The organism is Bacillus sp. FDAARGOS_235 (genome assembly GCF_002073415.2).
GTDB classification, from domain to species: domain Bacteria; phylum Bacillota; class Bacilli; order Bacillales; family Bacillaceae_G; genus Bacillus_A; species Bacillus_A toyonensis.
Window position 1 is genome coordinate 3,675,597 of sequence record NZ_CP020437.2, and the last position, 26,019, is coordinate 3,701,615.

The following is a 26,019-nucleotide window of genomic DNA, read 5'->3' on the forward strand; positions in this document are numbered from 1 at the left end:
ATGTTATAATTTAAGTTAGGGGGTGCGTGTATGAACATTCCGATTCAAAGAAGTAAGTCGGTAGTAATTTTCGTTTGTCTCACGTTAGTTTTTATGTTCGTATATCCACTTGTCATGCTTTTCGCAAATAAAGAGCAGTGGATGTCAGCATTAATTGGGATGGGTTTATGCTTTATTGTAAATGTACCACTCGTTTGGGAAGTATTTATTAAAAAACATAAAGTAGAAAATGGCGTGCTAAAGTACGGTATTTTAAATGATGATATCGTATTGAAAGAGATAAGAATAATTCGTCAAGTTGGGAAGTCCCTTGAAATTACGACGAATGCATACAAAGTACATATGATTGCGATGCCGCAAGATATGACGCAGTTTGTATCACTTGTAGAAAAAGAAAATCCAAATGTGAAAATAGAAATGGTAGGGAAGAAATGAAATATGTAAAACCTTTGTTTTGCTTGGAAATTTTGTTCGTGATTGTTGGCTGCACTAGAGTATATATGAAATGGGATCTGCCTTTATATGTTCCGATATTGATTGGTACTATTGCAGTGGCGCTTTTGTATTATTTTCACTTCCAGCAAACAAAAAGGGAGAAAAGTAGCTCAATATAGAGTGAAGATAAAAAAACGCTCGGAAAAAATCCCGAGCGTTTTTATTATTATTTTAAGTTCTCAGGATTTAAAGCTTCTAGTTCAGATACAACGAAGCGTCCGTCTTTACGGATTAGTACGTCGTCGAAGTAAATTTCGCCGCCGCCATATTCAGGGCGCTGGATGCATACTAAATCCCAGTGGATGTTAGAGTTGTTGCCGTTCCATGCATCGTCGTAAGCTTGTCCAGGAGTGAAATGGAAGCTACCATCGATTTTTTCATCGAATAGGATGTCTCCCATTGGATGTAAGATGTATGGGTTTACGCCAATTGCGAATTCACCAACGTAGCGTGCACCTTCGTCTGTATCAAAGATTTTGTTAATGCGCTCTGAATCGTTTGCAGTTGCTTCAACGATTTGGCCGTTCTCAAACTTAAGTTGTACATTTTCAAATGTATAACCGTTGTAAGGAGATGGTGTGTTGTAAGAAACTGTACCGTTAACAGAATCACGAACTGGTGCAGAGTATACTTCACCGTCTGGAATGTTTAAATGACCTGAGCATTTAATAGCTGGAATGTCTTTAATAGAGAATGTTAAGTCAGTTCCAGGACCAGTTAGGCGAACTTTATCTGTTTTATTCATTAATGTAACAAGGCTATCCATCGCCTTATCCATTTTACCGTAGTCTAAGTTACATACTTCGAAGTAGAAGTCTTCGAAAGCTTCTGTGCTCATTTTAGCAAGCTGTGCCATAGAAGCATTTGGGTAGCGAAGAACAACCCAGCGTGTTTTCGGAACACGGATGTCTCTATGAACTTTTTTACCAACTGTTTGACCGTGAACTTTCATGCGCTCACTTGGAACGTCAGCTTGTTCGTTAATGTTGTCGCCAGAGCGAAGCCCGATATAAGCGTCCATATCTTTCATTACGCTCGCTTCATATGCGGCGATTTGTTCAAAATGTTCTTCAGTAGCACCCATTAATAAAGAGCGATCTACTTGATGATCTTTTAAAGAAACGAATGGGAAACCACCAGCTGCATATGCTTCTTTTACAAGTGCAGTTACAAGTTCTTTTTGTAAGCCAAAGTTTTCAATTAATACTTTCTCGCCTTTTTGTAAGCGAATAGAGTAGTTAATTAAATTGTATGCTAACTTTTCAATGCGTGGATCTTTCATATGTAAAGCCTCCCTACTAATTATGTATCCTTTCTTATTGTAACCTACTTAGTGGAATTTGTTGAATCATTTATGTTAAAGTTAACGAATAAGTATGAAAATTCTAATGAAAAGATAGGGATTAGAATGAAACGGAAAATGATTGTATAATAGGATAAAGTATGAAAAAAGATAAAGGAAGTGATGAAATGCAAGTTCTTTTATATGTAAGTGCGGCTATTATCGCGGTTGCTTTTGCTGTGTTAGTAGTGTATGTATGTAGAACGTTGTTATCGGTTCAGAAGACGTTAGAAAACGTTGCGAGCACGTTAGAAGGTTTAGAAAAGCAAATGCAAGGAATTAGTGTAGAGACGGAGCAATTATTACATAAAACAAATGCGTTAGCTGATGATATTCAACAGAAGTCGCAATCATTAAATAAAGTGGTAGCAGGTGTAGATGGAATTGGAACAACAATCCATTCTTTAAATACGAAACTTCGTAATGTATCAGAGTCTGTTACGGACGAAATTGAAAATAATGCAGATAAAGTAGCGCAAGTTGTACAGTGGAGTAGTGCGGCGATTGAAGTATACAATCATTACCGTGCATCGAGACAAGAGAAGAAGGTTGAAAAAGAAGAGCGTAAATTAGAAAAAATTGAGAAAAAAGCTGAAAAGAACGAGAAGCGCTCTAGATTTCGTATGAGAGGTGAATCTTGATGAATATGACAAAACTTGAAACAATTGAAGAGCTTGAAGTCTTAGTAGAAAAGAACGAGCCTTATGTTCTTTTTAAACATAGTACGACATGTCCGATTAGTCATGGTGCATACACAGAGTTTCAAGCGTACTGCAATGAAGAAAGAGAAGTACCAGCGTATTACTTATACGTGCAAGATGCGAGAGATGTTTCGAATCGTGTTGCAGAACAGTACAGTATTAAGCACGAATCACCACAAGTGTTATACATAAAAGATGGGCTAGTAGTATGGAATACTTCTCATTGGAATATTAAAAAAGATGCTTTAGAAGAGAATATAAAGTAAAAAGAAGCAAGCTAAAGGTGCTTGCTTCTTTTTTTTGTTTTTGTTGAAATATATTTAATGGTACACTATGAATAGTTCAAACTAAATAATTAGATTGTTGAAAGTGGGTTTTAAGTAATGAAGAAAATGGCATTATCCTTCGCAGTCGTAAGCTTATTACTGGGAGCTTGTAGTAATAATACGATTAGCAAGAAGGATGAAGTTATACAAAAAGATACAAAAGAAAAAAGTATGATTCCGAGAACTGCTGTTTCTAAAGATTATTATAGAACTGTTATTCCTTTAAAAGAACAAAAGGTTATTAATACAGCTAATATAAAAACAAATTCTAAATTAGATTTAGCAGAGTATGAAAATGGTTTAATGAATATTGCAATGCAACAATTTGATACAGAAAATCACGTATTACAATTAAATCAGTATATTCCAGAGAAGTTAATTGATGAACTAGTCGCGAAAGTAGAAGCACCAGTTTTAACGAATATTATAGAACAAGACTATTTCGGGAAACAGAATTCAAATGAATTAAGTTTATCTGGTGTCATGATTGGTTTATCTATGTCTACAAGTGTATCAAATGAAGAAGCCATTTCTAAAGGTACTGAAGTTGCTAAACAACTTATAGAAGCTATTAATAAAAATGATAAATATAACAAATCTCCAATTACGTTTGCTATTTTTAAACAAGAAAGTACAAGTTCGTTAAAAAATGGTACGTATATTGCTAGTGCTACCGTTCAAAAAAATGATACGAACCTTGGAAGTTGGAATACAATCGATGAAAAAGCGTATTCATATCCTTCTGATGAATTTACACAAGCACATGGAGAAGATAATACAAAAATAAGTGAATTTGGTAAGGCAATAAAAGAGTTTTCTCCTGGAGATTTTATCCCAGTTAATGCTAAAGTTACTTATAAGAAAAATCAAATGGATACATTAAATATGAATATTGTTATTAAATATAATGGTAAAACAGAATTAATGGCTCTTACTCAAATGGCTGCTCAAGGTATGTTAGAGAAATTGCCTAAAGATGCGAAAGTACAATTACAAATAAAGTCCGAGAGTAAAATCGAGGCAGTTATTGTAAAAGAGAAAAACAGCGATAAACCGTTTGTTTCCTTCTTGTAAAAAAAGACAGTTTTAAACTGTCTTTTTTTATTGTGAGTGAAAATGTTCGATGTTTTTTTATAGTAATTCATTGCGGTATATCGTGTGATAATTGTATATGTACCAGCTATAATAAGTTGTCTTTATGTGAACAAGGTATTCGCACGTATGAAAGAGCGACGTGTAATACGCTTAATATCTCCGCTGTATCGATTTTAAAGAAAGAAACACATTTACCTATCGTTGTCGATGTTACGCATTCTACAGGGCAACGTGACCTTCTGCCACCAGCTGCAAAAGCAGCGATGGCAATTGGTGCAGATGCAGCGCAGTAAATGAATATCTCACAGTTCAATGACTTTATGAAAGAATTAAAAGTATTTGGAAGTAAATCACAAAAAAGAAATAAGCATTCCAAAAAACATTTTGGAACAGTTTCCTCTCTATTATATAGTGCCTGTTGTGTTCGATTTTTGTTGGTAAATCGATATGTTTAAAAAATTGTTCATATAATTTGAGTTGTAATCGATATATGCGAAAAATCGCTCATATAATTTGAGTTGTGGTCGAAATATGCGGATAATCGCCGATATAATTTGAGGTGTGGTCAATATATTTGAAAAATCGCTCATATCAATTTCATTTACTATCGTACGGTTTAAAATACGGTTTCTACTTATGAAACATCTATATTTTTACAAAAAATACCCTTTTTTTCATAAAAAATACGAAAATACGAGAAAAGAAGCGAATTTTTTCGAAACTTTTGCGGGAAAATATTGTATGAGCCTGCGTTTTTATCGTATCATTAGTAAAAGGAAGAACTCGGGACGATTGGTGGCATCTGCAAATAGAGTTGATGTCTTTTTTTCATTCAAGTAACCGATACATAAAAATAGATAACAAAAATAGAAGGAGTGTGCGATGAGATGAACGTAACAATCTATGATGTAGCGCGCGAAGCGAACGTTTCAATGGCTACCGTATCTCGCGTTGTGAACGGTAACCCAAATGTAAAGCCTACAACAAGAAAGAAAGTATTAGAAGCAATTGATCGTTTAGGATACCGCCCAAATGCGGTAGCACGTGGACTAGCAAGTAAGAAGACAACTACAGTGGGTGTTATTATTCCTGATATCTCAAATACGTTTTATGCAGAACTTGCTCGTGGAATTGAAGATATCGCAACAATGTACAAATATAACATCATTTTAAGTAACTCTGACCAAAACAAAGAGAAAGAGTTCCATTTATTAAATACGATGCTTGGAAAACAAGTAGACGGAATTGTTTTCATGGGTGAAGATATTACAGACATTCACATTGAAGAATTTAAAAAGTCTCCAGTACCGATTGTATTAGCAGCATCATTTGATGAGCAAAATGAAACGCCATCAGTAAATATTGATTATACACAAGCAGCTTACGATGCAATGAAGCACTTTATTGAGCAAGGACATAAACGTATCGGTTTCGTCTCTGGTCCTTTCATTGATAAAGCGGGAAGCGCTAAAAAGTTACAAGGTTATAAAAAAGCTTTAGAAGAAGCAAGTATTTCATATGATGAAAATCTTGTAATCGATGGAGATTACACATATGATTCAGGTATCGAAGCATTCGAAAAGCTTTGGAGTATGGATGAAAAGCCAACAGCTATCTTCGTATCTTCTGATGAAATGGCACTAGGTGTAATCCACGCAGCTCAAGATGCTGGATTAAACGTACCAACTGATATAGAAGTACTTGGTTTCGATAATACACGCCTTGCACTAATGGTACGCCCGCAGCTTTCAACAGTTGTACAGCCAATGTATGATATCGGTGCAGTAGCAATGCGTTTATTAACAAAGTATATGAACAAAGAAAAAGTGGAAGATCACACTGTTATCTTACCTCACCGTATCCAATTTAGAGATTCAACGAAGTAAGTATAAAAAAGCTCACAGCGATTGCTGTGAGCTTTTATTCATATTCAGGATAGTATTTTTTAACTACTGTATCTACAGTTTCATTTTTCTTAACGTGTAAAAATCTTGCGTACAATTCTTTTCCTGTTTCAAATGGCGTTTCATCTAACTCAAAAACATGAAGTACTTTTTGAAACTTCCATGTTACTTGTTGATCGTATACATTATCGTACGTATTTTCTGATTGTATAGCGATCTTTTTCCCTAGATCATGAGCTTCCTCTAAACTGTTCGCTTTAACGAGAATGATACTTTCTTCAAAAAGCGTATCGTGATTCTCTTCATAATGCTCATCTATCTTACTAGGATTAGGCTCACCTGAATGAACAGATTCAAACAATAATTTTACAGCGTACATTTGGGAAATCTCCTTATGCCGAATGTTTCACTTTATAAACAATACTTGCTACAAGTGAAGCTGGTATTGTAAATACGTTACTTTGATAATGGTAATGTACTTGGGATTCTTCATAAGACATTTTGTCGTATAGTTCATTTTGTGCGACATTCATTTTTTGCTGTTTTTCTTTGAACATCTTAATGTAGTTATACTGTATTGGGACGAGAATGATGAAATAGGCTAATACGATTAGTGAAATCCATATCATTATGAACACTCCCTTACAAAGAATATTTATATATAACAATTATATCAACAAAAGGGAAAAACAACCATTTATTTGTAACGAAAATCGATTTTCTTCCTGCAATGTTATTCTAGGCTATAATATAGAATAGGATCCCTTGTTATATGTCACATAAGTGCAAATTCAACTATTATAGGGCAATGTCATGTATAATAGAAAGAAAAGGTTTGTGAGGGGGGAGAAAAGATGATCATTCTTTGGATAATTACGCTTTGCACGACTGCTTTTTTTGCATATATGACGTTAAAACAAAATGGCTTAAAGCGATTTGTTCCAGGAAGTATTCTTGCAGGAATTGCCCTTATCACGTATGTAATTTCTATTTTTACTGAAAGTGTATCAGTGGACATGAGCACAAGTTTAATGTTCATCGGTATTACACTATTTGCAGGTAGTATTATGGTACTTATGGTTGCTGGTATTATTTTATTTATTCATATGAATTCGGAAACGTTATAACATATAAAAAAGGCATGTCCCGAGAGGGGCATGCCTTTTTATCCGTTCAATTATGCTCTATCTTTAGAAGAATTTTGTTGTTTTAATAAGTCGCGAATTTCGCCAAGAAGTTCTTCTTCTTTTGTTGGTTCTGGAATTTCTTCTGTTTTTTCTTCTTCTCTTTTAGAAGTTAGTTTGTTGAATACTTTAACAAACATAAAGATAGCTGCTGCAATAATTAAGAAGTCAAAAATTGTTTGGATGAAGTTACCATACATAATAGATGACTTACCAAATGTGATTTTTAAATCTGTAAAGTCAACGCCACCTAATACCATACCAAGTAATGGTGTGATGATATCTTTTACTAAAGAACTAACGATTTTACCGAATGCAGCACCGATTACAACCCCGACAGCTAAATCAATTACATTCCCTTTGAAAGCGAACTTTTTAAACTCGTTCCACATGTGTTAATCCCATCCTTTCCACGTTTCATTATGAAATTTATAATTCCTATCAACATATTCTATAGAAATTTACGAGAGAAATAAAGGGGAAATGGGAATGAAAGTAAATTCTGAAAAATGTATCCGTTTTAATTTTTATTTACTTTGTCAAGTAGAGTTTGTAGCATTTGTTGCGTTTTTAATCCTTCTAATCCATCTACAACAGGCTTCGTATCTCCGTGTACACATTCAATAAAATGATGAACAGCATCTTCAAAACCACGCTGCTTTAACGTCGTTTCCCATGAGGGAGAACCGCTTTGTGAAACGGAATTTTCCTGTTCGATTTCAAATGTATTCATATTTCTTACGCGAATGATTTTTCCTGCTGTTACAAGTTCAATTTGTTCTAAATTTGTACCAGCATGGCGGTGCATTGCTGTTGAAAGTAATAGTCCGTTTGTTGTTGTATATGTATGATGGCCGTAAAGAAGTTCATTTTTCTCATTTATTTGCATCATATTATGAACGACGTTAAGGTCATCATTAGCTAACCAGCGAGCAGTATCTACAATATGTAAATAATCATCTAACATAGTAAAGTCGTACGTATTTGGCCCCACTTTATTTGTACGGTGTTTTTCAATTCGAATCCATGAAATAGCATTAGCCTGTTCTTTTGCAGCAACGTACATAGGAACGAAGCGGCGGTTAAATCCGACCATTAATTTTCGATTGTATTTTTCGCTCAATTCGACTAGTTTTTCAGCTTGTTCTACTGTAGCTGCTAACGGCTTATCTACATAAACATCGATTCCTTTTTTCAGAAGTTCAGAAACGATTTCATAATGTGTAGCAGTGGAACTATGAACGAAAACTGCATCACATTCTGAAGCTAACGTTTCAATAGAATGAAAGTCTTGAATACGGTATTGCTGACAAATTTGTTTTCTTTTTTCCGCGTTAGGTGTAAATGCCCCAACAAAATGCCAATCTAATTCTTTCGTAAGTGTTGGAAGATATGCCTTTTGTGCAATACTTCCAAGTCCAATCATCCCAATTTTAGGTTTATTCATTTGTATTCCCACCCTATCAATATTGATGTAACGGGTTAAATGTAGCATAGGGTGGGGGAGGAAGGCAAAAGTTAGCTTTTTACTTACGTCCTTCTACTAGAATCTTCTCTATCTCTTCAAAATTATGAGCACGAGCATGCTCTAGTGGGGTGACACCATCATTATCGGGAATGTTTACATCTGCGCCGTGTTCAATGAGCAGGCGAATGACTTGTTGTTGTGTTTCATCGCCGTTACTTAGTACGATAGCTTCCATTAAAGCTGTCCATCCGAGATTATTGACATGGTTTACATCGATATTTGTTCGCGTGAGGAGTTCTTTTATAACAGTAATATAGCCATGTTCTGAGGCTGGGATAAGAGCTGTTCCACCGTAACGATTCGTAAGTGCTGGATCCGCACCAGCATCAATTGTTAGTTTTAAAATGTCTAAGTAACCTTCCGCACCGGCGTATAGAAATGGATTGTTTTTTATATTATCTTGGATATTTACATCGGCGCCAGCATCGATAAGAGCTTTCGCGGTCTTTATATCATTTTTGTATGTGGCAATCATAAGCGGGGTGCGTCCTTGACTATCCGTTGCATTTATATTTGCTCCTTGTTTTAATAAAGATATAACAGTGTTCGTTTCGTTTTTTTCAGTAGCTGCTAGTAGTGCAGTCTCCATGTTTGTCATCTCCTTTTTTACTTCTTGTTCTTGCGAGCATCCTTGTAAAAAAATTACACAACATATCATGCTTAATGTTTTTTTGAACATGGAATTTCAACCTCCTAATTTCAACTGTAAAATAAGAACATTAAATTTTTATAAACTGACGCTAAAATTACTATAAAATCGCTTGAGTAATTGAACATATATTTTTATGCTTATGAATATGAAAGTTGAATCAATCGGGCGTTTACGGGTAGCCCGACTTTCATCTAACTTTTTGTTTTAACCGAATTTTGAGGTGGAAGTCTTACTGCCCACAAATAGCGTGATAAAGTGAGGATGTAAATGATGTCTATTAAAACAAGATTTTTATTTTCTTATATCGCTGTTATTCTCGTCTCCATTACGCTTATTTTAGTTGCGGGATTTTTAATTGTATTTTCCATAACAGGTGACTTGGAAGCAGTGAAAAATTTTTATAAAAGTTCTTATATTCAAAAGCCGCTGACTCCAGAAGAAGAGAATGCGTATCTTGAATTGAAAGGAGCGGCAAAGCAACATCAATATCAACTATTAGATGAATCGTTCGTTGCATCACTTGAAAAAGAAGGTGTGAAAATAGTTGTAAGAAAGGGAGAAACCATTTCTTATGCTACAAAGGGTTTTGAAAGTTCGACTGTAACAGAAGCCCTTCCGAAATTTGAAGCAGCAAATATTAATAGTCGTGGTACAACGGAACTAGGCGATACATTTTATCGGTATGTAAAATTTGATTTTTCTTTTCAAAATAATGAAGAAGGGAGTATATTTGTACTAAAAAAGCAAAGTTCGTTTGTAGATCTTACACAAAAATTATTTCCGATTTTGTTCGTAGCACTTTTACTGTTAGCCATTTTGCTCATTGGGTTAGTAAGCTATTTCGTCTCAAAAAGTGTGATAAAACCAATCTTTGTATTGAAAGATGCGACGGAGAGAATTAAAGAAGGGAATTTAGAATTTCAAATTCCAGTTACATCACATGATGAAATAGGTCAATTGAATCAAGGGTTTGAGGAAATGAGGAAGAAGTTAAAAGAGTCGATTGAAGTACAAACGCAGTATGAAGAAAATCGAAAAGAGCTCATTTCAAACATCTCCCATGATTTGAAAACACCGATTACATCTATTATCGGATATGTGGAAGGAATAAAGGACGGGGTAGCAAATACCCCGGAAAAAATGGATAAGTATTTAACAACGATTCATACGAAAGCAAAACATATGGATACACTCATTGATGAACTATTTTTATTTTCGAAGCTCGATTTGAATCGAGTCCCATTCCAGTTTGAAACGGTTGAATTAAATATGTTTATGCAGGAATTAATAGAAGAGATGCAGATGGATTTAAGTGAAGAAGGTATAGAAGTGTACTTACAATTACATCCATCACCACTATATGTAACGGCTGATTGCGAAAAGATAAATAGAGTGATATCAAATTTAATTCATAATAGTGTGAAATACATGGATAAAGAAGAGAAAAAAATTGCTGTAACAGTATCGAGTGATAACGATAAAGTTATTGTGAAAGTGATGGACAATGGATCAGGTATAGAATCTGATACACTTCCTTATATTTTTGAACGGTTTTATCGTGCAGAGCAATCTCGAAACTCTAGCACAGGTGGAAGTGGACTTGGTTTAGCGATTGCGAAGCAAATTGTGGAAGAACATGGCGGAGAAATTTGGGCGGAAAGTGAGCCTAGAGAAGGCACAAGCATTTTCTTCTCATTGGAAAAAGTAGAGAAATGTGGTGAGTAAATTGAAAAGAATCTTACTAATAGAAGATGAAGTAAGTATTGCAGAATTACAGCGAGATTATTTAGAAATTAGTGATTTTCAAGTTGATGTAGAGCATTCTGGAGAAATAGGCTTACAAATGGCTCTGCAAGAAGACTATGATTTAATTATTTTAGATATTATGCTTCCGAAAATGAATGGATTCGAAATTTGTAAACAAATACGTGCTATAAAAGATATTCCGATTTTACTTGTTTCAGCCAAAAAAGAAGATATAGATAAAATTCGCGGACTCGGATTAGGAGCGGATGATTATATAACGAAACCGTTTAGCCCAAGTGAATTAGTCGCAAGGGTAAAGGCACATATTTCTCGTTATGAAAGATTATCAGGAAATGTAAGTAAGCAACGTGATACGTTATATATTCATGGAATCTCTATCGATCAACGAGCGAGGAAAGTTTTTATAAACAATGAAGAAATCGCGTTTACAACGAAGGAATTTGATTTATTAACATTCTTTGTAACGCACCCAAACCAAGTATTAAATAAAGAACAGTTATTTGAACGTATTTGGGGATTAGATTCTGCTGGCGATTTAGCTACTGTTGTCGTTCACATTAGAAAGTTACGTGAAAAAATTGAAAGAGATCCTGCCCACCCGCAATATATTGAAACGGTATGGGGAGCTGGTTATCGTTTTAATGTGTAGTAAACCTGTCAAAGTGTTGACAGGTTTTTTATATGCGTAATAGTGTATTACACTTATGATTTGAATTTTAAAGGGAATATTAGGTAATTCGTGTTAAAATATAAAGAGAAATAAAACGCAGGATGGTTTGAGAGGAAGTGTTAGGTTTTGGGGGATGTACGAAAGAATATTAAATCAAACAAGGCTTTAAAGATTGGGACTAATATCATACTTATTTTATTAATTATTGGTGCAATACAAATGTTTTATGATAAAGATTATACAAATGACCATTTAGGTGGATTATTTTTGGTGGCTTTTTGGATGGTTAGAAGTATGTTTGGTATTACGATCAGCGTAAAAGAAGGAGATAAAAAGTCAGTATTTATTGATTTAGGTTTAGTCCTTTTTTCTTTTTATCTTTTATTTTATTATAGTATGAAGTTTTTCTTCTAAAAAATAAAGCTCAAAGTCATATAGAGACTTTGAGCTTTTATTAGTACATTAGTCTGTGAATTCATATGTTATTTATTTAGATTTTTTTAATAGTAACTGAACTCAAAACTGGATTTTCCCTGTTATAACGTTTTGTAAAATTCTTGTGTGATAGAAATAAAGTGGGTAGCCTCTTCTAAAAAAGGATAATGGTTACTGTCCTCAAATGGAATAAAGATAGAATTACGTATACCCTCATGCATCTCGATAGAATATTGAATTGGGCACTGCACATCGTGTCGTCCGCACATAATAAGTGTCTTTGTTTTAATAGAAGGTAAAGACTCTCTTAAATCAAATGAAGAATATTCATGAGCGAAAGCGTTCATGCGGCTGGTGGACATTGTTTTTTTGATCGGTCTACAAAAATAAAAGTTATAGTTTTCTGGTTTATACAATGATAATTTTGTTCTCTTAGTAGATAGTTCCTTTCGCTCTTCATTTGTAAGATGAGGGTTTTTCAAGTTCTCGATTAGTTCTTGCATATAATGAAATTGTGGATGGTAGGAATGGTAAATACAGTTTGATGTTTTCGTATAATCACTTGCTGCAGCTCCGGTTACGACTAATGATTGTAAGGAATTCGGATATGTAATCGCATACAAAATTCCGAGCATACCACCTGTTGAATGACCGGCGAAATGCCATGTTGGAAGTTGTAATGCTTCTCGTATTGCTTCTAAGTCGTGGATTGTTTCAATCATGCTTAATTTGTTTTCTGACTGGGCGGTTACAGAGCTACCGGCATCTCGTAAATTAATGAGAAATACACGATGCGTAGCAGTAAAAACATCCGCAAAGTAATCACCAGTTTCATTAAATTGTGAATAATGGTGTGTAACACAAAGCGGTTCACCATTCCCTTTTGTAAAGAGTTCAAATGTACCACGTTTCGTGCGGAGCATTTGTCGTTTCCACATAATATCACGACCTTTTCTCGTAAAAGTTGGGCCAGGCTGTTATGAAATGAAAATATATCAGCGATTATTAGAATATATCGGCGCAACTCGAAATATATCAGCGATTATTAAAATATATCGACTTACTGACAGAAATCGACAATAAATAAAAGGAGGCTATTAAAAAACGAGCCTCCTTTTCGTTTAGTACAAAGATTTTGTCATATTATTCCGAATAATTTCAAGGGATTTCGCTACAGTTAATGCATTCTTTTCTTCAATTTCTGGTTTACGGGGGATAGGTTTATACATGTTGTCTGGATCTTCCCATGTGAGGGGAAGTTCTGTTTCTGCTTGTCCTTTCCAAGCGTCAATCCATTCTGGAGGGAGATAACCTGAGATGTTTTGGATGTTGTTCATTTCGAGCCAAATGAGCGCCCACGCTCTTGGGACGACGCGCCAGTGGTCATAGCCACCGCCGCCGACAGCGATCCAGCGACCGTCGCAATATTCATTAGCGATTTCGCGAGCGAGCTTCGGTATTTCACGGTAAATATTCATCGTTGCACAAAGGTGTGTAAGTGGATCGTAATAATGCGCATCGGCTCCGTTTTGCGTTAAAATAATATCCGGTTTAAAGTATGCGGCAACTTCTTTTACGACAGTTCGATATGATTCTAGAAACGATTCATCTTCTGTAAAAGCATCGAGTGGAACGTTAAAAGAATAACTATAGCCATTACCTTGTCCACGTTCATTTACAGCGCCAGTTCCAGGGAATAAATAACGTCCGGTTTCGTGTAATGAAATGGTGCATACGTTAGGATCATCGTAAAATGACCACTGTACACCATCACCGTGATGAGCATCTGTATCAATATATAAAACACGTAAACCGTATTTCTTTTGAATGTATTTCATTGCGATGGAACTATCGTTATAAATACAAAAACCAGATGCCTTGCCACGGAAGCCGTGATGTAAGCCGCCGCCTAAATTAAGTGCGTGTTTTACTTTTCCAGAAAGAACAGCATCGACAGCTGTTAACGTACCGCCAACGAGCAGTGCACTTGCCTCGTGCATATTTGGAAACATCGGTGTATCTTCTGTTCCGAGTCCATATGTCATCGCAATTGATTTTTCTAACTTTCCTTCTCCAGCACGTTTTACCGCATGTATGTACTCCTCTGTATGAACGTAGGCAATCTCTTCATCTGTAGCCATCCGTGGTGAGATGATTTGAGAGGGAGAGATGAAACCGCCCTTTTGTAATAAATCATACGTAAGTGTGACGCGCAGTTGGTTAAAAGGATGATCAGGGCTAAATGAATAGCCCCGAAAGTCATCCGAATAAATAAACGCGCTACTCATGCTTGTATCCCCATGATGTTTGGCCATAATACGCGGTAGCCTTCTGCTTCAAGTGCATCAATCACTTTTAGCGGATTCATCGTTTGAATGCGGAAAACAAGTACTTTATCATTCTCATCTTTTGCTGGATAGACGAGAACGCTCACGATATTTATTTGTAAATCACTAAAAATAGCAACGACTTTTCCAAGAATACCAGGTTCATTTTTTACTTGAATTTCAATTTGTGAACTTGGTTGATGTGCTCCTGTTAATTTTACTAACGTGTGCAGTACTGTAGATTCTGAGATGATACCAACTAACTTACCAGCCTTTGTAACAGGAAGGCAGCCAATTTTATTTTCAAAAAATAAAGTAGCAATTTCCTCAACGAAATCGAGAGGGTGGCAAGTCATTACAGGATGTTTCATAATAAGTTCGAGCGGTTGCTTCAGCATATCGAGTGAAACTTGTTCATCTAGAATAGACGGACTTGCATCTCTTACATCCCGATCAGAAATAATGCCTACGACGTGATTATTTTGATCGACAATTGGAATGTGCCGAATTCCTTTCGTGCGAATCGTTCGGATTGCTGTTTCGATTGTATCGTTTGGATGTAGCGTAACTACATTTTGATTCATAATTTCTTCTACAATCATTCCAGTTGCCCCCTTTATTAATACATAAAACGATTGTGAAAACGTAGACGGTCAAATGCTTGAATAGAATCCGTATCGACGCGATTACCGATGCGGACCATTAAACAGTTGGCAGGATGTGAACAAATTTCAGGATCATCTGTAGCCATCCATTGTAAACCACCAGCATTCATCATCTTTTCCATTACTTTTCGGTACTCCCAAACATTTAAACCTGTTTGTTTTAAATCCCAGTGCCAATAATATTCAGTCGTCAATATAATGTAATCTTCCATATAATCGTCCATCATAGACACTTCTAATAAGTTCTTTCCGACAGAGCACCCACGGAAGGCTGGGACGACTTCAATTGCCCCGAGCTCAATTAAGTTTTCCATTTTTCCTTCTGACCATCGTTCGAGCGGATCGGGATACAAATATGTAACATATCCAACAATCGTTTGGTCATGTCTAGCAATAATGAGACGTGCTTCTGGTAATTTAGAAATTTCGACAATTGCTTTATATTGCTGCTCGGCAGGACGAAACGCAATTAAATCTGGATGGAATTCATACATTTCAAGATTATGGGTAGAGACAGGACCTTCAATAATTAAAGTGCCTTTCGCTGTTTTCAAGTTTCTAGCATTATATATTTTTTTATGAATCAATGTATTGCTCACCACCTTGAGGGTTTGTGAATCTATTAATATCGTACTTTATAATATATGCGATGTGAATCGAATTTTGTCATTAAAAATTTGTCTAAAAATCAACAAATATACTGAAAATTTTAAATAATATCATTATAATAGATAATAGAATACATAGGAGGGGGATGTAAAGTATGAAAGTAGAAACGCTTCCTGTCATTAAAGGAGAAAATAATTTGCCGAATTATGAAGAGGCATACGCGAATTTTAACTGGGAAGAGGTTAATAAAAATTTTACTTGGAATGAGACAGGCCGAGTAAATATGGCGTATGAAGCAATTGATAAGCATGCGAAATCTGATCGAAAAAATAAAGTAGCCCTTTATTATCAAGATGGATCGCGAAAAGAGAAATATACATTTAAGGAAATGAAGGATTTTTCTAATAAAGCAGGAAACGTCCTAAAAAATTATGGCGATGTTGAAAAAGGCGATCGCGTTTTTATTTTTATGCCACGTTCTCCAGAATTATATTTCGCGCTTTTAGGTGCAGTGAAATTAGGAGCAATTGTTGGACCGCTATTTGAAGCATTTATGGAAGGCGCAGTTCGTGATCGTTTAGAAGATAGCGAAGCAAAGGTGTTAATTACAACTCCTGAATTGTTAGAGCGTATACCATTAAATGATTTACCAGCTTTAAAAACAGTCTTTCTTGTTGGAGATAATGTAGAAGAAGGTGGTAAAACAGTAGCGTTCAATCCTTTATTTGAACAAGCTTCAAAAGAATTACATATCGAATGGTTAGGCCGCGAAGACGGTTTAATTCTTCACTATACGTCTGGTTCTACTGGTAAGCCAAAAGGTGTTCTCCATGCGCAAAATGCAATGGTTCAGCACTATCAAACGGCGAAATGGGTATTAGATTTAAAAGAAGATGACGTATATTGGTGTACTGCTGACCCGGGCTGGGTAACGGGAACTGCTTACGGCATTTTTGCACCGTGGTTAGTCGGAGCATCAAATGTTATTTTAGGTGGACGATTTAGTCCAGATGCATGGTATGAAGCACTGCAAGATTACGGTGTAACAGTTTGGTATAGTGCACCGACAGCGTTCCGTATGTTAATGGGAGCTGGACAAGATGCAATTAAAAAATACGACTTATCACAAGTACGCCACGTATTAAGCGTAGGTGAGCCATTAAATCCAGAAGTAATTCGCTGGGGTATGAATGCATTTGGACTTCGTATTCATGATACGTGGTGGATGACAGAAACAGGTGGACAAGTTATTTGTAACTATCCTTGTATGGAAATCCGTCCAGGTTCAATGGGTAAACCAATTCCAGGTGTGAAAGCAGCGATTGTTGATAATGAAGGAAATGAAGTGCCTCCATACACAATGGGTAACTTAGCAATTGGTAAAGGTTGGCCAGCTATGATGCGTGGAATCTGGAATAACCAGCAAAAATATGAGTCATACTTTATGCCGGGAGACTGGTATGTATCAGGTGATTCAGCTTATATGGATGAAGACGGATACTTCTGGTTCCAAGGACGTATTGACGATGTAATTATGACGTCAGGTGAGCGAGTTGGACCGTTTGAAGTAGAAAGTAAACTAATCGAGCATGCTGCTGTTGCAGAAGCTGGTGTAATTGGTATTCCTGATCCGGTGCGCGGCGAAATTATTAAAGCGTTTATCGCACTTCGAGCAGGATACGAACCATCTGATGAATTAAAAGAAGAAATTCGTCAATTTGTAAAAAAAGGCCTAGCAGCTCATGCAGCGCCAAGACAAATTGAATTTAGAGATAAATTACCGAAAACGAGAAGTGGTAAAATTATGCGCCGCGTATTAAAAGCGTGGGAGTTAAACTTACCAACAGGTGACTTATCAACGATGGAAGATTAAGAGAGAAAGGTCTGAACGAAAAATGTTCAGGCCTTTCTTTTTTATGATATCATGAACTTATATATATAAGTTGAAGGGGATAGTATGATGAAAACAGAAAAAGAAAAGATGATACTAGGAGAAATGTACATACCGGCTGATCCAGTTTTAGTACAAGAAAGAGAGCAAGCACGTATATTAACGAGAAAATTAAATGATACGCCAGAAGAGCAATTGAAAGAGCGTAGCGAAATCGTAAAAGAATTATTCGGAACGACAGGAGATAATATTCATCTTGAATCTTCTTTTAGATGTGATTACGGCTATAACATTCATATCGGCGAAAATTTTTACGCGAACTTTGACTGTACGATTTTAGACGTATGCCCAGTAACAATCGGAGTGAACTGTATGTTAGCTCCAGGTGTTCACATTTATACAGCAACGCACCCACTCGATCCAATTGAGCGTATAAGCGGATCAGAATACGGAAAACCAGTTACAATTGGCGATAACGTATGGATTGGCGGAAGAGCAATTATTAATCCAGGTGTAACAATTGGAGACAATGCGGTGATTGCATCTGGTGCTGTCGTAACGAAAGATGTGCCTAATAATGTAGTAGTTGGCGGGAATCCTGCAAAGATTATAAAAAAACTAAAATAATATTTGAACGAAGTGCCTTCCTCGTCTGTATACATTTATGAAAGAATAGATGAGGGAGGCTTTTATATGTCTAATAAATTACTTCTTGCTTTTGCTTTAATTGGAATTATAGTTGTATTTTCTTGTGGTCTTTTCTTACCGATACCAATTGGATATAGAGTATCAATGATTACAGCTGGAGTTATAATGGGTGTTCTGTTTTCAATCATTATTCCATTTGATAGAAAACATATAGTACGGAAAAATGGATATAAAATTGATTTTATAAAAACAAAAGTGTATTTTCGCTGGAATGTATTTGATACTATTTCTGTCTGCCTTGCGTTGTATGCATGCATATGTGTGCAAGCGTTAAATATTTTAGTTGCAATGGGATTTACGATTCAAAACCCATATGTTCAATTTTTTACAAATCAATCACAATTGTGGATTTTTATTGCGATTGCATATTTAATTTCCCGTATTTCATTAACGTTAAAAGGAATAAAGGAGATCAAAAATCATGGCGCAAATTGGGATTGAGGAGGAGCTCATGCTTGCGTATCAAAGTGGAGATAAACAAGCGGGAGAAAGACTATATGTTTTAATCAAACCAGCGCTATACACATTTTTATATCGATTTAACCGAGATGAACAATTAAGTATCGATCTTGTGCAAGATACGTTTTTGACGCTAGAGCGTAAGAAACATATGTATGAACTTGAAAAAGGTAAAATAAAAACGTATTTATTTCAAATTGGTTATCGTCTTATGATTAATAAATTAAATAGGAGAAAAAAGTGGCGTACGCTTTTGCCATTTTTAGTGCCGATTCCGGAAAAAGAATTTTCTCACGAAGATCGGCTCACAGTAAGAGAAGCAATTTTGAAAGTTCCAGAAGAGCAAAGAGCGGTCCTAATCCTTTCTTATTATCATGACATGCAGCAAAAAGAAATTGCAGAGATATTAAACATCCCGATTGGAACGGTGAAATCGAGACTTCATAACGGGATAAAGAAATTGAAACAATTGCTGGAGGTGGACGAAATTGAGCGAAAATCCCTTTAAGAGTGAATATAAGTTAAAGCAATATTTAGATAGTGATCATGTAGAAATACCAGACTTTCCAAAAACGGTAAGTCGATTCGATCGATTAATCGGGTTTCTTGGTTCCCCGGCGAAAGATCCTGTGGAGGCGACCATTGGGAATGATTTATCGGTTGTGTTTCATGTATCGTTATTAGTTGGGGTTCCAATTCTTTCTCTTATTACGATACTCTTTATGGCGTTGTAAAGGATTGACAAGAAGAGAAATCCTGCCCTTATTTGACACGCCTATATAAATGATGGTATAAAGAAAAGTATATGAATAATTGAGCGTGGAAAGGGAGAAGTAGTGATCATTTCCCTGTTTTAGAGAGCTGATGGTCGGTGGAAATCAGCACATAGATGATCGCGAATTACGCCCCTAGAGCATCTTTTTTCGATTGAATTGTATTCAAAAGGGAAAAGACGGTGCTAAGCCGTTATGTAAATAAGGTGGTAGGCTTTTTTTGCCTGCAACTAGGGTGGTAACGCGATAATCAAAATCGTCCCTTATTTGAAGGGGCGATTTTTTTATGTTTTCAACCTTCACGCCAGTAATGAACTTAAAGGAGAGTATGTAGGATATGGGTATTTTACAAGATCTTGAATTTCGCGGTCTAATTAATCAGCAAACAGATGCTGAGGGCCTTGAGCAATTATTAGAAAAAGAAAGTGTTAAATTATACTGTGGTTTCGACCCGACAGCGGATAGCTTACACATCGGTCATATGTTACCAGTATTAATGTTACGTCGTTTCCAATTAGCTGGTCACCAACCAATCGCACTTGTTGGCGGTGGTACTGGTATGATCGGTGACCCAAGTGGTAAAAAAGCAGAGCGTACATTAAATACGAAAGATACAGTTGCTTACTACACAGAAAGCATTAAAAACCAACTTTCAAACTTCTTAGAGTTCGAAAACGTGGAAAACCCAGCAACAATGGCTAATAACTATGATTGGCTTGGTAACTTAGATGTAATTTCATTCTTACGCGATATCGGTAAAAACTTCGGTTTAAACTATATGTTAGCAAAAGATACAGTAGCATCTCGTTTAGATACTGGTATTTCATTCACTGAGTTTAGTTACATGATTTTACAATCATACGACTTCTTAAACTTATACCAAAACCATAATTGCCGCTTACAAATCGGTGGTAGTGACCAATGGGGTAACATTACAGCTGGTCTTGAATTAATACGTAAATCAGAAGAAGATGCGAAAGCGTTCGGTTTAACAATTCCACTAGTTACAAAATCTGACGGTACGAAGTTTGGTAAAACAGAAGGCGGCGCAATTTGGTTAGATCCAGAAAAAACAACTCCTTACGAGTTCTACCAATTCTGGATTAACACAGATGATCGCGACGTTGTTAAATACTTAAAATACTTCACATTCTTATCTCATGAAGAAATTCTTGATCTTGAGAAGCAAGTAGCTGAAGCGCCAGAAAAACGTGCAGCACAAAAAGCGTTAGGTTCTGAAATGACAAAACTTGTTCACGGTGAAGAAGCATTAGAGCAAGCAATTAAAATTTCAGCTGCACTATTCAGCGGTTCTGTAGCAGAACTGACTGCAAGCGAAATCGAACAAGGATTCAAAGACGTACCATCTGTAGAACGTACTGCAGAAGATACAGTATTAATCGACTTACTTGTAGAAAGCAAAATCTCTCCATCAAAACGTCAAGCACGTGAAGATGTAACGAACGGTGCAATCTACGTAAACGGTGAGCGTACGCAAGCATTAGACTACGTTGTAACAGAAAACGACCGCATCGAAGGTAAATTCACAATCATTCGCCGCGGTAAGAAGAAATATTTCTTAATTCGTTACTAATTAGAAACAAATATAAACAAATATAAACAAATATAAACAAATATAAACAAATAGTACCCCGGATTGTAGGCTGAAAGGTTTATGATTCGGGGTTTTTATGTATGAATTTAGATTACCTTACGAGTTCTTGTAAATAGAATATGAAGAATTAATACGAGCATATAAAGTAAGCTAATGAGCATAACAATAAATGCTGTTGGATAAAATTTTGCTGCATATATAAAGAAATCGATTTGATAAATATCTTGGTAATTTGAAACGGTGCCTTTAAAGTAATTCGTAAACTTAGCGCTATATTTCCATTCATCAGGATAATCTATTAAATTACTCCCCTGATACCAACTCATAAGTGTTGAAGTAATAAAAAGCATACATGCACTGCCCAATTGAACCATTTGGTTTATCGTCAAAAGAAATCAACCTCCTATTTTATGGTTATTATAGCGTGCATTCGTATGCCTGTAACCTTTTTGTTGTAATCTCCTTTTCGAGTTCATACGGAAATCACATGTAAGCGGTATGATAAACGTATAACAAATAGAAAGGAGTGGTAAAACAAAATGTCACTAGAAGCGCTCATTATTTTTTCTTTGCTAAATGCGGGTCAGCTTGCAGAGAATTCGAAGGTTGATATACATAAAGAGCAAAAAGATGCTTATGTATATGTTCAAAAAGAGGAAAATAAATAACTTTATTTTATATATAAATGACAAAAAGCCAATCTAGAGGATTGGCTTTTTGTCATTACGTTGGAAAAAGAGGAGAAATCCCTCTTTTTAAACATTAGATAAAATTTGATCATAGCATGAAATAATAAGTGGTTCCAAATCTTTTAAATCATTAACATTATCAATGAAAATTCTACTTACTCCCTGTGATTTTGGGGCTTGCTCAACAACGAAATTAGGGCAGAGCTGTTTAGTAGCTTCTAAATCTAGTCTTACAACTAAGGATTTTGCATCTCCATCAAGGAAAAGACGTATAAACCATTTTGTGATTACACGATTCATGATGCAAAAATAACTAATAGTATCTTTATATTTAAGGTCACTGATGTCTCTTTGATTTTCAGTTAATATTTCTTTAACAATGTTAAAGGCAGTCAGTTCATCTTCGGTAGTGAAAACTCTATCTGTTTTGTCTTCTTTGCTAATGTCTTCCATTATTTCGGCAGAAGCGGCTGCAACTAGGCTTGTTTCTATTTTCTCCGATGTTTTTGTTTCTTTTGGTGTTAAACCATCACTGATTATTTCTAATAGTGTTCGATTAATTGCTTTTTTAACAATTGGTCGGAACCGCTCTAAAACGTTATTTGTAATTCTAGTTGAGCTAAAGTCTTTAATTAGAAAACGAAGGAAGTCATCTGAAGGATTTTTAAATAACTCTTTAATTGTGGAGTTTAAATTGGTCATATAAATAAGTTCTTCGGCATATTTTACGATCTCTTCAGCTTCAAAATTCTCTTTTGTAAAAGTTTCAATCGTTTCAATATCTAAATTACTTAAATTATCCATACTGAATGTGAAGAAAGGTTTTTCATCCATTACATTGTCATTTGTTAAATCAGTATAAAATTTGTATTCTATACCATTAGTTAGTACCCCTACTTTGACATCAGGTAAGGCATTGAGATACCTAGATAGTTGCGCATCGTGTTTAAGGAGGTTTTCTGTTACAGGTTTTGCCTCAATTAAAATAATTGGAACTCCATTTTTGAAAACCGCATAATCGACTTTTTCCCCTTTTTAGTTCCAAAGTCTGCAATATACTCAGGTCTAACTTCTAAAGGGCTAAAAACGTCATAACCTAGCTTTTGAAGAAAAGGAATAATTAAGGATTGCTTGGTCATTTCTTCATTAGTTATGTACTCTTTTCGTTCTAAAATTTGGTTAGCTATTTTGTTTATGTCATTTCTGAATTCCATATCAACGTCTCCTCGTTATAAAGTTTAAAAATCCTTAATATTAATACTATTATTTAAAAATTCATAATATAACATAAGTTATGTATGGAAATAGGAAGGTTATTTTTTTATTTGAATTAGATTAGATAAAACATATTTGTTTTAGGTGGGGGTATAGAGTATTGGGATTTTTATGTTACGTGGGATATAAAAAATTATGGTGAGAATTGAAAAAAGCCAATCCACAGGATTGGCTTTTTGTCATTAACGAGAGTAGAACTCTACGATTAATGCTTCGTTGATTTCAGCTGCTAACTCAGAACGCTCAGCGTGACGAGTGTAAGTAGCTTCTAATTTATCAGCATCGAAAGTTAAGTATTCTGGTACGAAGTTGTTAACTTCGATCGCTTCTTTAACAACAACAAGGCTGTTAGATTTTTCGCGAACGCTGATAGTTTGACCAGGTTTAACGCGGTAAGATGGGATATCTACGCGAGCGCCATCAACCATGATGTGACCGTGGTTTACTAATTGGCGAGCTGCACGACGAGTGCGAGCTAAGCCCATACGGTAAACTAAGTTGTCAAGACGAGCTTCAAGAAGGATCATGAAGTTTTCGCCGTGCTTACCAGGCATTTTACCTGCTTGGTCAAATGTGCGACGGAATTGACGCTCAGTCATGCCGTACATGTGACGAAGTTTTTGTTTCTCTTGTAATTGTAAACCGTATTCTGAAAGTTTCTTACGTTGGTTAGGACCGTGAGGACCTGGTGCGTAAGGGCGTTTTTCTAATTCTTTTCCTGTGCCGCTTAGAGAGATTCCAAGACGACGAGACAGTTTCCAAGCTGGACCTGTATAACGAGCCATAGTTGACTCCTCCTTTAAAAATGTTTTTATTTACGTAAAATAAAAACAGACGTAATCGATATTTACGGGCATTTTGTTTTCATGTACCTTCGCTCCAGCAGCAGGGAGTTACGAGATACACCTCCGTAGAGGAACAAAATACAAACGATAAACTCACATTACAAGGCTGCCTTTTTATTTTACACAAACGCTATTATATCTTTTACCCAGAGTTTCGTCAAGCAAGTACGTTTTTGTTTTATGCATATAAATTTTGGAAATTAATATAAGAAGGAATTTAAAACAATATAAAAGAAGAGATAGAAACACAAATGAAACGCTTACATAAAATGTAGTAAAAACATTCATCAGTTTTTTAATGGTGAATATGCGGGATAAAAACATAAAGGGGATGTTTTTATGAAAAAGAAGCATATGGAGACAGCGTTAATTCATCACGGTTATACATCTGAGGAACATAAAGGAAGTTTAACACCACCGTTATTTCAAACGTCTACATTTACATTTGAGACTGCGCAGCAAGGAGAAGCGAGTTTTGCGGGAGTAGATCCGTCTTATATTTACTCAAGACTTGGAAATCCGACTGTAAAATTATTTGAAGAGCGCATGGCTGTGTTAGAAGGGGGAGAAGAAGCACTTGCTTTCGGATCCGGAATGGCAGCTATTTCAGCAACGTTAATTGGCTTTCTAAAAGCTGGAGATCATATTATTTGTTCAAACGGATTATATGGGTGCACGTACGGATTTTTAGAAGTGTTAGAAGAGAAATTTATGATTACACATTCGTTTTGTGATATGGAGACAGAGACTGATATTGAAAATAAGATTCGCCCAAATACAAAGCTCATTTTCGTTGAAACACCGATTAATCCAACGATGAAATTAATCGATTTAAAACAAGTGATTCGAGTTGCGAAGCGAAATGGCCTACTCGTCATTGTTGATAATACGTTTTGTTCACCTTATTTACAAAGACCGCTTGAGCTTGGTTGTGACGCAGTTGTGCATAGTGCGACAAAATATATTGGTGGCCATGGTGATGTTGTAGCGGGTGTAACAATTTGTAAAACGAAAGTGTTAGCTGAAAAAATTCGTCCGATGCGAAAAGATATCGGCGGTATTATGGCGCCGTTTGATGCGTGGTTATTATTACGCGGATTAAAGACGTTAGCAGTAAGAATGGATCGTCATTGTGATAATGCAGAAAAAATTGTATCGTTCCTAAAAAATCATGATGTAGTAGAAGGGGTTTGGTACCCAGAAGGGGAGTTAGCATCTCGCCAAATGAAACGGGGCGGTGGCGTTATTTCTTTTTCTGTCAAAGGCGGGAAAGAGGAAACGCAAGCGTTTATCAATGACCTTCACTTTATTACGATCGCGGTAAGTTTAGGTGATACAGAAACGTTAATTCAGCATCCAGCAACGATGACGCATGCTGCGATTCCAGCGGAACTAAGAAAAGAAATGGGTATTTTCGATAATTTAATACGTTTATCTGTCGGTTTAGAATCGTGGGAGGATATCATTTCTGATTTGGAGCAAGCGTTAAAGAAAATATCTACTGTTAGTAATCAATAAAAAAGAGTGAGCTATCGGTTTCGTACATTACGTACTTAATCGATAACTCACTCTTTTTCTTATATATGTTTTAACAGTGTTTTCACAAACTTTTCTAAATAGTGCTGATCTACTTCATCGAAACGATTTTTTTCAGGACTATCAATATCCAGCACACCAATGACATTTCCGTCTTTTATAATCGGTACAACGATTTCCGAATTAGAGGCACTATCGCAAGCGATATGTCCTGGGAATTGGTGAACGTCCGCTACAAGTTGCGTTGTTTTCGTTTCAGCTGCTACGCCACAAACGCCGCGCCCAAATGGAATACGTACGCATGCTGGCATTCCTTGGAATGGCCCGAGAACGAGCTGATTTCCTTCTGTTACATAAAAGCCAACCCAATTAACGCGATCTAAAAATTGGTTTAATAATGCGGACGCATTTGATAAGTTTGCGACTACGTTTAATTCGCCAGTTAATAATGCATCCAGTTGTTTAATTACTGTCTCATACTGCTTTTCACGAGAACCTGCATAACTTTCTTTTGTAAACATGGAAACA

General features: G+C 35.9%; 31 protein-coding genes, 2 pseudogenes and 1 other annotated feature. Of the genes and pseudogenes, 19 read left to right on the forward strand and 14 right to left on the reverse strand.

Annotated features, from left to right (window positions below; genetic code table 11):
* Positions 1 to 30 precede the first annotated feature (30 nt).
* Positions 31 to 435, forward strand: a complete 405-nt coding sequence (locus A6J74_RS21065; RefSeq protein WP_001025038.1) for a PH domain-containing protein — start codon at positions 31 to 33, stop codon at positions 433 to 435.
* On the forward strand, positions 432 to 614 hold the full coding sequence (locus tag A6J74_RS21070) for a hypothetical protein (protein ID WP_044810179.1): 183 nt from the start codon (positions 432 to 434) through the stop codon (positions 612 to 614). Before A6J74_RS21065 ends, A6J74_RS21070 begins: the two co-directional genes overlap by 4 nt.
* Before the next feature lie 47 nt (positions 615 to 661).
* Here the strand turns inward: A6J74_RS21070 and A6J74_RS21075 are convergent, their stop codons facing one another.
* Complete coding sequence (locus A6J74_RS21075) at positions 662 to 1,777, reverse strand: aminopeptidase (protein WP_000654730.1); 1,116 nt, start codon at positions 1,775 to 1,777, stop codon at positions 662 to 664.
* A gap of 188 nt (positions 1,778 to 1,965) precedes the next feature.
* Here A6J74_RS21075 and A6J74_RS21080 point away from each other — a divergent pair, with 188 nt between their 5' ends.
* The 5 genes and pseudogenes from A6J74_RS21080 to ccpA all read left to right on the forward strand — a co-directional run bounded on the left by A6J74_RS21080 (position 1,966) and on the right by ccpA (position 5,845).
* Positions 1,966 to 2,478 (forward strand): DUF948 domain-containing protein, encoded by a 513-nt coding sequence (locus A6J74_RS21080; protein ID WP_033657337.1) that lies wholly within the window; start codon positions 1,966 to 1,968, stop codon positions 2,476 to 2,478.
* Positions 2,478 to 2,804 carry a bacillithiol system redox-active protein YtxJ gene (ytxJ, locus tag A6J74_RS21085; protein WP_001057464.1) on the forward strand — a complete coding sequence of 109 codons (327 nt, stop codon included), beginning with the start codon at positions 2,478 to 2,480 and terminating at the stop codon, positions 2,802 to 2,804. Before A6J74_RS21080 ends, ytxJ begins: the two co-directional genes overlap by 1 nt.
* 117 nt (positions 2,805 to 2,921) lie before the next feature.
* Positions 2,922 to 3,938 (forward strand): CamS family sex pheromone protein, encoded by a 1,017-nt coding sequence (locus A6J74_RS21090; RefSeq protein WP_000738035.1) that lies wholly within the window; start codon positions 2,922 to 2,924, stop codon positions 3,936 to 3,938.
* A 110-nt stretch (positions 3,939 to 4,048) separates the two neighbouring features.
* Positions 4,049 to 4,252 (forward strand): annotated as a pseudogene (locus A6J74_RS21095) (bifunctional 3-deoxy-7-phosphoheptulonate synthase/chorismate mutase); the annotation flags it as partial.
* A gap of 594 nt (positions 4,253 to 4,846) precedes the next feature.
* Entirely contained in the window at positions 4,847 to 5,845 is a 999-nt protein-coding gene (gene ccpA, locus A6J74_RS21105; protein ID WP_001103299.1) for a catabolite control protein A, read from the forward strand.
* A 34-nt stretch (positions 5,846 to 5,879) separates the two neighbouring features.
* Here the strand turns inward: ccpA and A6J74_RS21110 are convergent, their stop codons facing one another.
* Positions 5,880 to 6,242 (reverse strand): DUF4288 domain-containing protein, encoded by a 363-nt coding sequence (locus tag A6J74_RS21110; RefSeq protein WP_000271416.1) that lies wholly within the window; start codon positions 6,240 to 6,242, stop codon positions 5,880 to 5,882.
* A 13-nt stretch (positions 6,243 to 6,255) separates the two neighbouring features.
* Positions 6,256 to 6,492, reverse strand: coding sequence for a DUF3949 domain-containing protein (locus A6J74_RS21115; protein ID WP_000637896.1), 237 nt, complete (start codon positions 6,490 to 6,492; stop codon positions 6,256 to 6,258).
* A 225-nt stretch (positions 6,493 to 6,717) separates the two neighbouring features.
* Between A6J74_RS21115 and A6J74_RS21120 the strand changes: the two genes are divergently transcribed.
* Entirely contained in the window at positions 6,718 to 6,990 is a 273-nt protein-coding gene (locus A6J74_RS21120; protein WP_000585028.1) for a DUF3917 domain-containing protein, read from the forward strand.
* A 50-nt stretch (positions 6,991 to 7,040) separates the two neighbouring features.
* On the opposite strand, the gene mscL is transcribed toward A6J74_RS21120, so the two are convergent.
* The 3 genes from mscL to A6J74_RS21135 all read right to left on the reverse strand — a co-directional run bounded on the left by mscL (position 7,041) and on the right by A6J74_RS21135 (position 9,254).
* Positions 7,041 to 7,439 (reverse strand): large-conductance mechanosensitive channel protein MscL, encoded by a 399-nt coding sequence (mscL, locus tag A6J74_RS21125; protein ID WP_000267005.1) that lies wholly within the window; start codon positions 7,437 to 7,439, stop codon positions 7,041 to 7,043.
* 128 nt (positions 7,440 to 7,567) lie between these two features.
* A complete protein-coding gene (locus A6J74_RS21130) occupies positions 7,568 to 8,494 on the reverse strand; it encodes a Gfo/Idh/MocA family protein (RefSeq protein ID WP_001039684.1) in 927 nt (308 codons plus the stop codon).
* A 79-nt stretch (positions 8,495 to 8,573) separates the two neighbouring features.
* The gene (locus A6J74_RS21135) at positions 8,574 to 9,254 is read right to left on the reverse strand and encodes an ankyrin repeat domain-containing protein (RefSeq protein WP_000475135.1); all 681 of its coding nucleotides are present in this window, start codon (positions 9,252 to 9,254) and stop codon (positions 8,574 to 8,576) included.
* A 243-nt stretch (positions 9,255 to 9,497) separates the two neighbouring features.
* On the opposite strand from A6J74_RS21135, the gene A6J74_RS21140 reads away from it, so the two are divergent.
* From A6J74_RS21140 to A6J74_RS21150, 3 genes are all read left to right on the forward strand, one after another.
* Positions 9,498 to 10,952 carry a sensor histidine kinase gene (locus A6J74_RS21140; RefSeq protein WP_000023853.1) on the forward strand — a complete coding sequence of 485 codons (1,455 nt, stop codon included), beginning with the start codon at positions 9,498 to 9,500 and terminating at the stop codon, positions 10,950 to 10,952.
* Position 10,953: 1 nt separating this feature from the next.
* Complete coding sequence (locus tag A6J74_RS21145; RefSeq protein WP_002039721.1) at positions 10,954 to 11,643, forward strand: response regulator transcription factor; 690 nt, start codon at positions 10,954 to 10,956, stop codon at positions 11,641 to 11,643.
* Positions 11,644 to 11,790: 147 nt separating this feature from the next.
* Positions 11,791 to 12,078: a hypothetical protein gene (locus A6J74_RS21150; protein WP_000503083.1), complete on the forward strand. Its 288-nt coding sequence runs from the start codon at positions 11,791 to 11,793 to the stop codon at positions 12,076 to 12,078.
* Positions 12,079 to 12,200: 122 nt separating this feature from the next.
* Here the strand turns inward: A6J74_RS21150 and A6J74_RS21155 are convergent, their stop codons facing one another.
* From A6J74_RS21155 to acuA, 4 genes are all read right to left on the reverse strand, one after another.
* Positions 12,201 to 13,022, reverse strand: coding sequence for an alpha/beta fold hydrolase (locus A6J74_RS21155; protein WP_002093169.1), 822 nt, complete (start codon positions 13,020 to 13,022; stop codon positions 12,201 to 12,203).
* A 198-nt stretch (positions 13,023 to 13,220) separates the two neighbouring features.
* Positions 13,221 to 14,387, reverse strand: a complete 1,167-nt coding sequence (gene acuC, locus A6J74_RS21160) for an acetoin utilization protein AcuC (protein ID WP_000092814.1) — start codon at positions 14,385 to 14,387, stop codon at positions 13,221 to 13,223.
* Positions 14,384 to 15,028 (reverse strand): acetoin utilization AcuB family protein, encoded by a 645-nt coding sequence (locus tag A6J74_RS21165; protein ID WP_000634579.1) that lies wholly within the window; start codon positions 15,026 to 15,028, stop codon positions 14,384 to 14,386. Before A6J74_RS21165 ends, acuC begins: the two co-directional genes overlap by 4 nt.
* Before the next feature lie 17 nt (positions 15,029 to 15,045).
* The gene (gene acuA, locus A6J74_RS21170) at positions 15,046 to 15,678 is read right to left on the reverse strand and encodes an acetoin utilization protein acetyltransferase AcuA (RefSeq protein WP_000581385.1); all 633 of its coding nucleotides are present in this window, start codon (positions 15,676 to 15,678) and stop codon (positions 15,046 to 15,048) included.
* Between the two features lie 176 nt (positions 15,679 to 15,854).
* Here acuA and acsA point away from each other — a divergent pair, with 176 nt between their 5' ends.
* From acsA to tyrS, 6 genes are all read left to right on the forward strand, one after another.
* The gene (gene acsA / locus A6J74_RS21175; RefSeq protein WP_000862062.1) at positions 15,855 to 17,573 is read left to right on the forward strand and encodes an acetate--CoA ligase; all 1,719 of its coding nucleotides are present in this window, start codon (positions 15,855 to 15,857) and stop codon (positions 17,571 to 17,573) included.
* Between the two features lie 84 nt (positions 17,574 to 17,657).
* Positions 17,658 to 18,218: a maltose acetyltransferase domain-containing protein gene (locus tag A6J74_RS21180; protein ID WP_002049131.1), complete on the forward strand. Its 561-nt coding sequence runs from the start codon at positions 17,658 to 17,660 to the stop codon at positions 18,216 to 18,218.
* A 66-nt stretch (positions 18,219 to 18,284) separates the two neighbouring features.
* Positions 18,285 to 18,740, forward strand: a complete 456-nt coding sequence (locus A6J74_RS21185; protein ID WP_000066426.1) for a hypothetical protein — start codon at positions 18,285 to 18,287, stop codon at positions 18,738 to 18,740.
* Positions 18,721 to 19,266 (forward strand): RNA polymerase sigma factor, encoded by a 546-nt coding sequence (locus A6J74_RS21190; protein ID WP_000057201.1) that lies wholly within the window; start codon positions 18,721 to 18,723, stop codon positions 19,264 to 19,266. The genes A6J74_RS21185 and A6J74_RS21190 overlap by 20 nt, the downstream gene beginning before the upstream one ends.
* Positions 19,247 to 19,492 (forward strand): hypothetical protein, encoded by a 246-nt coding sequence (locus A6J74_RS21195; protein WP_001293798.1) that lies wholly within the window; start codon positions 19,247 to 19,249, stop codon positions 19,490 to 19,492. The genes A6J74_RS21190 and A6J74_RS21195 overlap by 20 nt, the downstream gene beginning before the upstream one ends.
* A gap of 77 nt (positions 19,493 to 19,569) precedes the next feature.
* Positions 19,570 to 19,798, forward strand: a binding site (T-box leader).
* Positions 19,799 to 19,868: 70 nt separating this feature from the next.
* Positions 19,869 to 21,125: a tyrosine--tRNA ligase gene (gene tyrS, locus A6J74_RS21200; RefSeq protein WP_000512094.1), complete on the forward strand. Its 1,257-nt coding sequence runs from the start codon at positions 19,869 to 19,871 to the stop codon at positions 21,123 to 21,125.
* A 107-nt stretch (positions 21,126 to 21,232) separates the two neighbouring features.
* On the opposite strand, the gene A6J74_RS21205 is transcribed toward tyrS, so the two are convergent.
* Positions 21,233 to 21,535: a YjdJ family protein gene (locus A6J74_RS21205; protein WP_000154645.1), complete on the reverse strand. Its 303-nt coding sequence runs from the start codon at positions 21,533 to 21,535 to the stop codon at positions 21,233 to 21,235.
* Positions 21,536 to 21,685: 150 nt separating this feature from the next.
* Here A6J74_RS21205 and A6J74_RS21210 point away from each other — a divergent pair, with 150 nt between their 5' ends.
* The gene (locus A6J74_RS21210) at positions 21,686 to 21,814 is read left to right on the forward strand and encodes a hypothetical protein (RefSeq protein WP_000050940.1); all 129 of its coding nucleotides are present in this window, start codon (positions 21,686 to 21,688) and stop codon (positions 21,812 to 21,814) included.
* Between the two features lie 87 nt (positions 21,815 to 21,901).
* Here the strand turns inward: A6J74_RS21210 and A6J74_RS21215 are convergent.
* Together A6J74_RS21215 and rpsD are read right to left on the reverse strand one after the other, a co-directional pair.
* A pseudogene (locus A6J74_RS21215) lies at positions 21,902 to 23,049 on the reverse strand (type I restriction endonuclease).
* A 243-nt stretch (positions 23,050 to 23,292) separates the two neighbouring features.
* Positions 23,293 to 23,895, reverse strand: coding sequence for a 30S ribosomal protein S4 (gene rpsD, locus A6J74_RS21220; protein WP_000135316.1), 603 nt, complete (start codon positions 23,893 to 23,895; stop codon positions 23,293 to 23,295).
* Positions 23,896 to 24,294: 399 nt separating this feature from the next.
* Between rpsD and megL the strand changes: the two genes are divergently transcribed.
* A complete protein-coding gene (megL, locus tag A6J74_RS21230) occupies positions 24,295 to 25,473 on the forward strand; it encodes a methionine gamma-lyase (RefSeq protein ID WP_000726603.1) in 1,179 nt (392 codons plus the stop codon).
* A gap of 59 nt (positions 25,474 to 25,532) precedes the next feature.
* Here megL and A6J74_RS21235 read toward each other — a convergent pair whose 3' ends face one another.
* A complete protein-coding gene (locus A6J74_RS21235) occupies positions 25,533 to 26,012 on the reverse strand; it encodes a GAF domain-containing protein (protein ID WP_000494324.1) in 480 nt (159 codons plus the stop codon).
* Between the last annotated feature and the right edge of the window lie 7 nt (positions 26,013 to 26,019).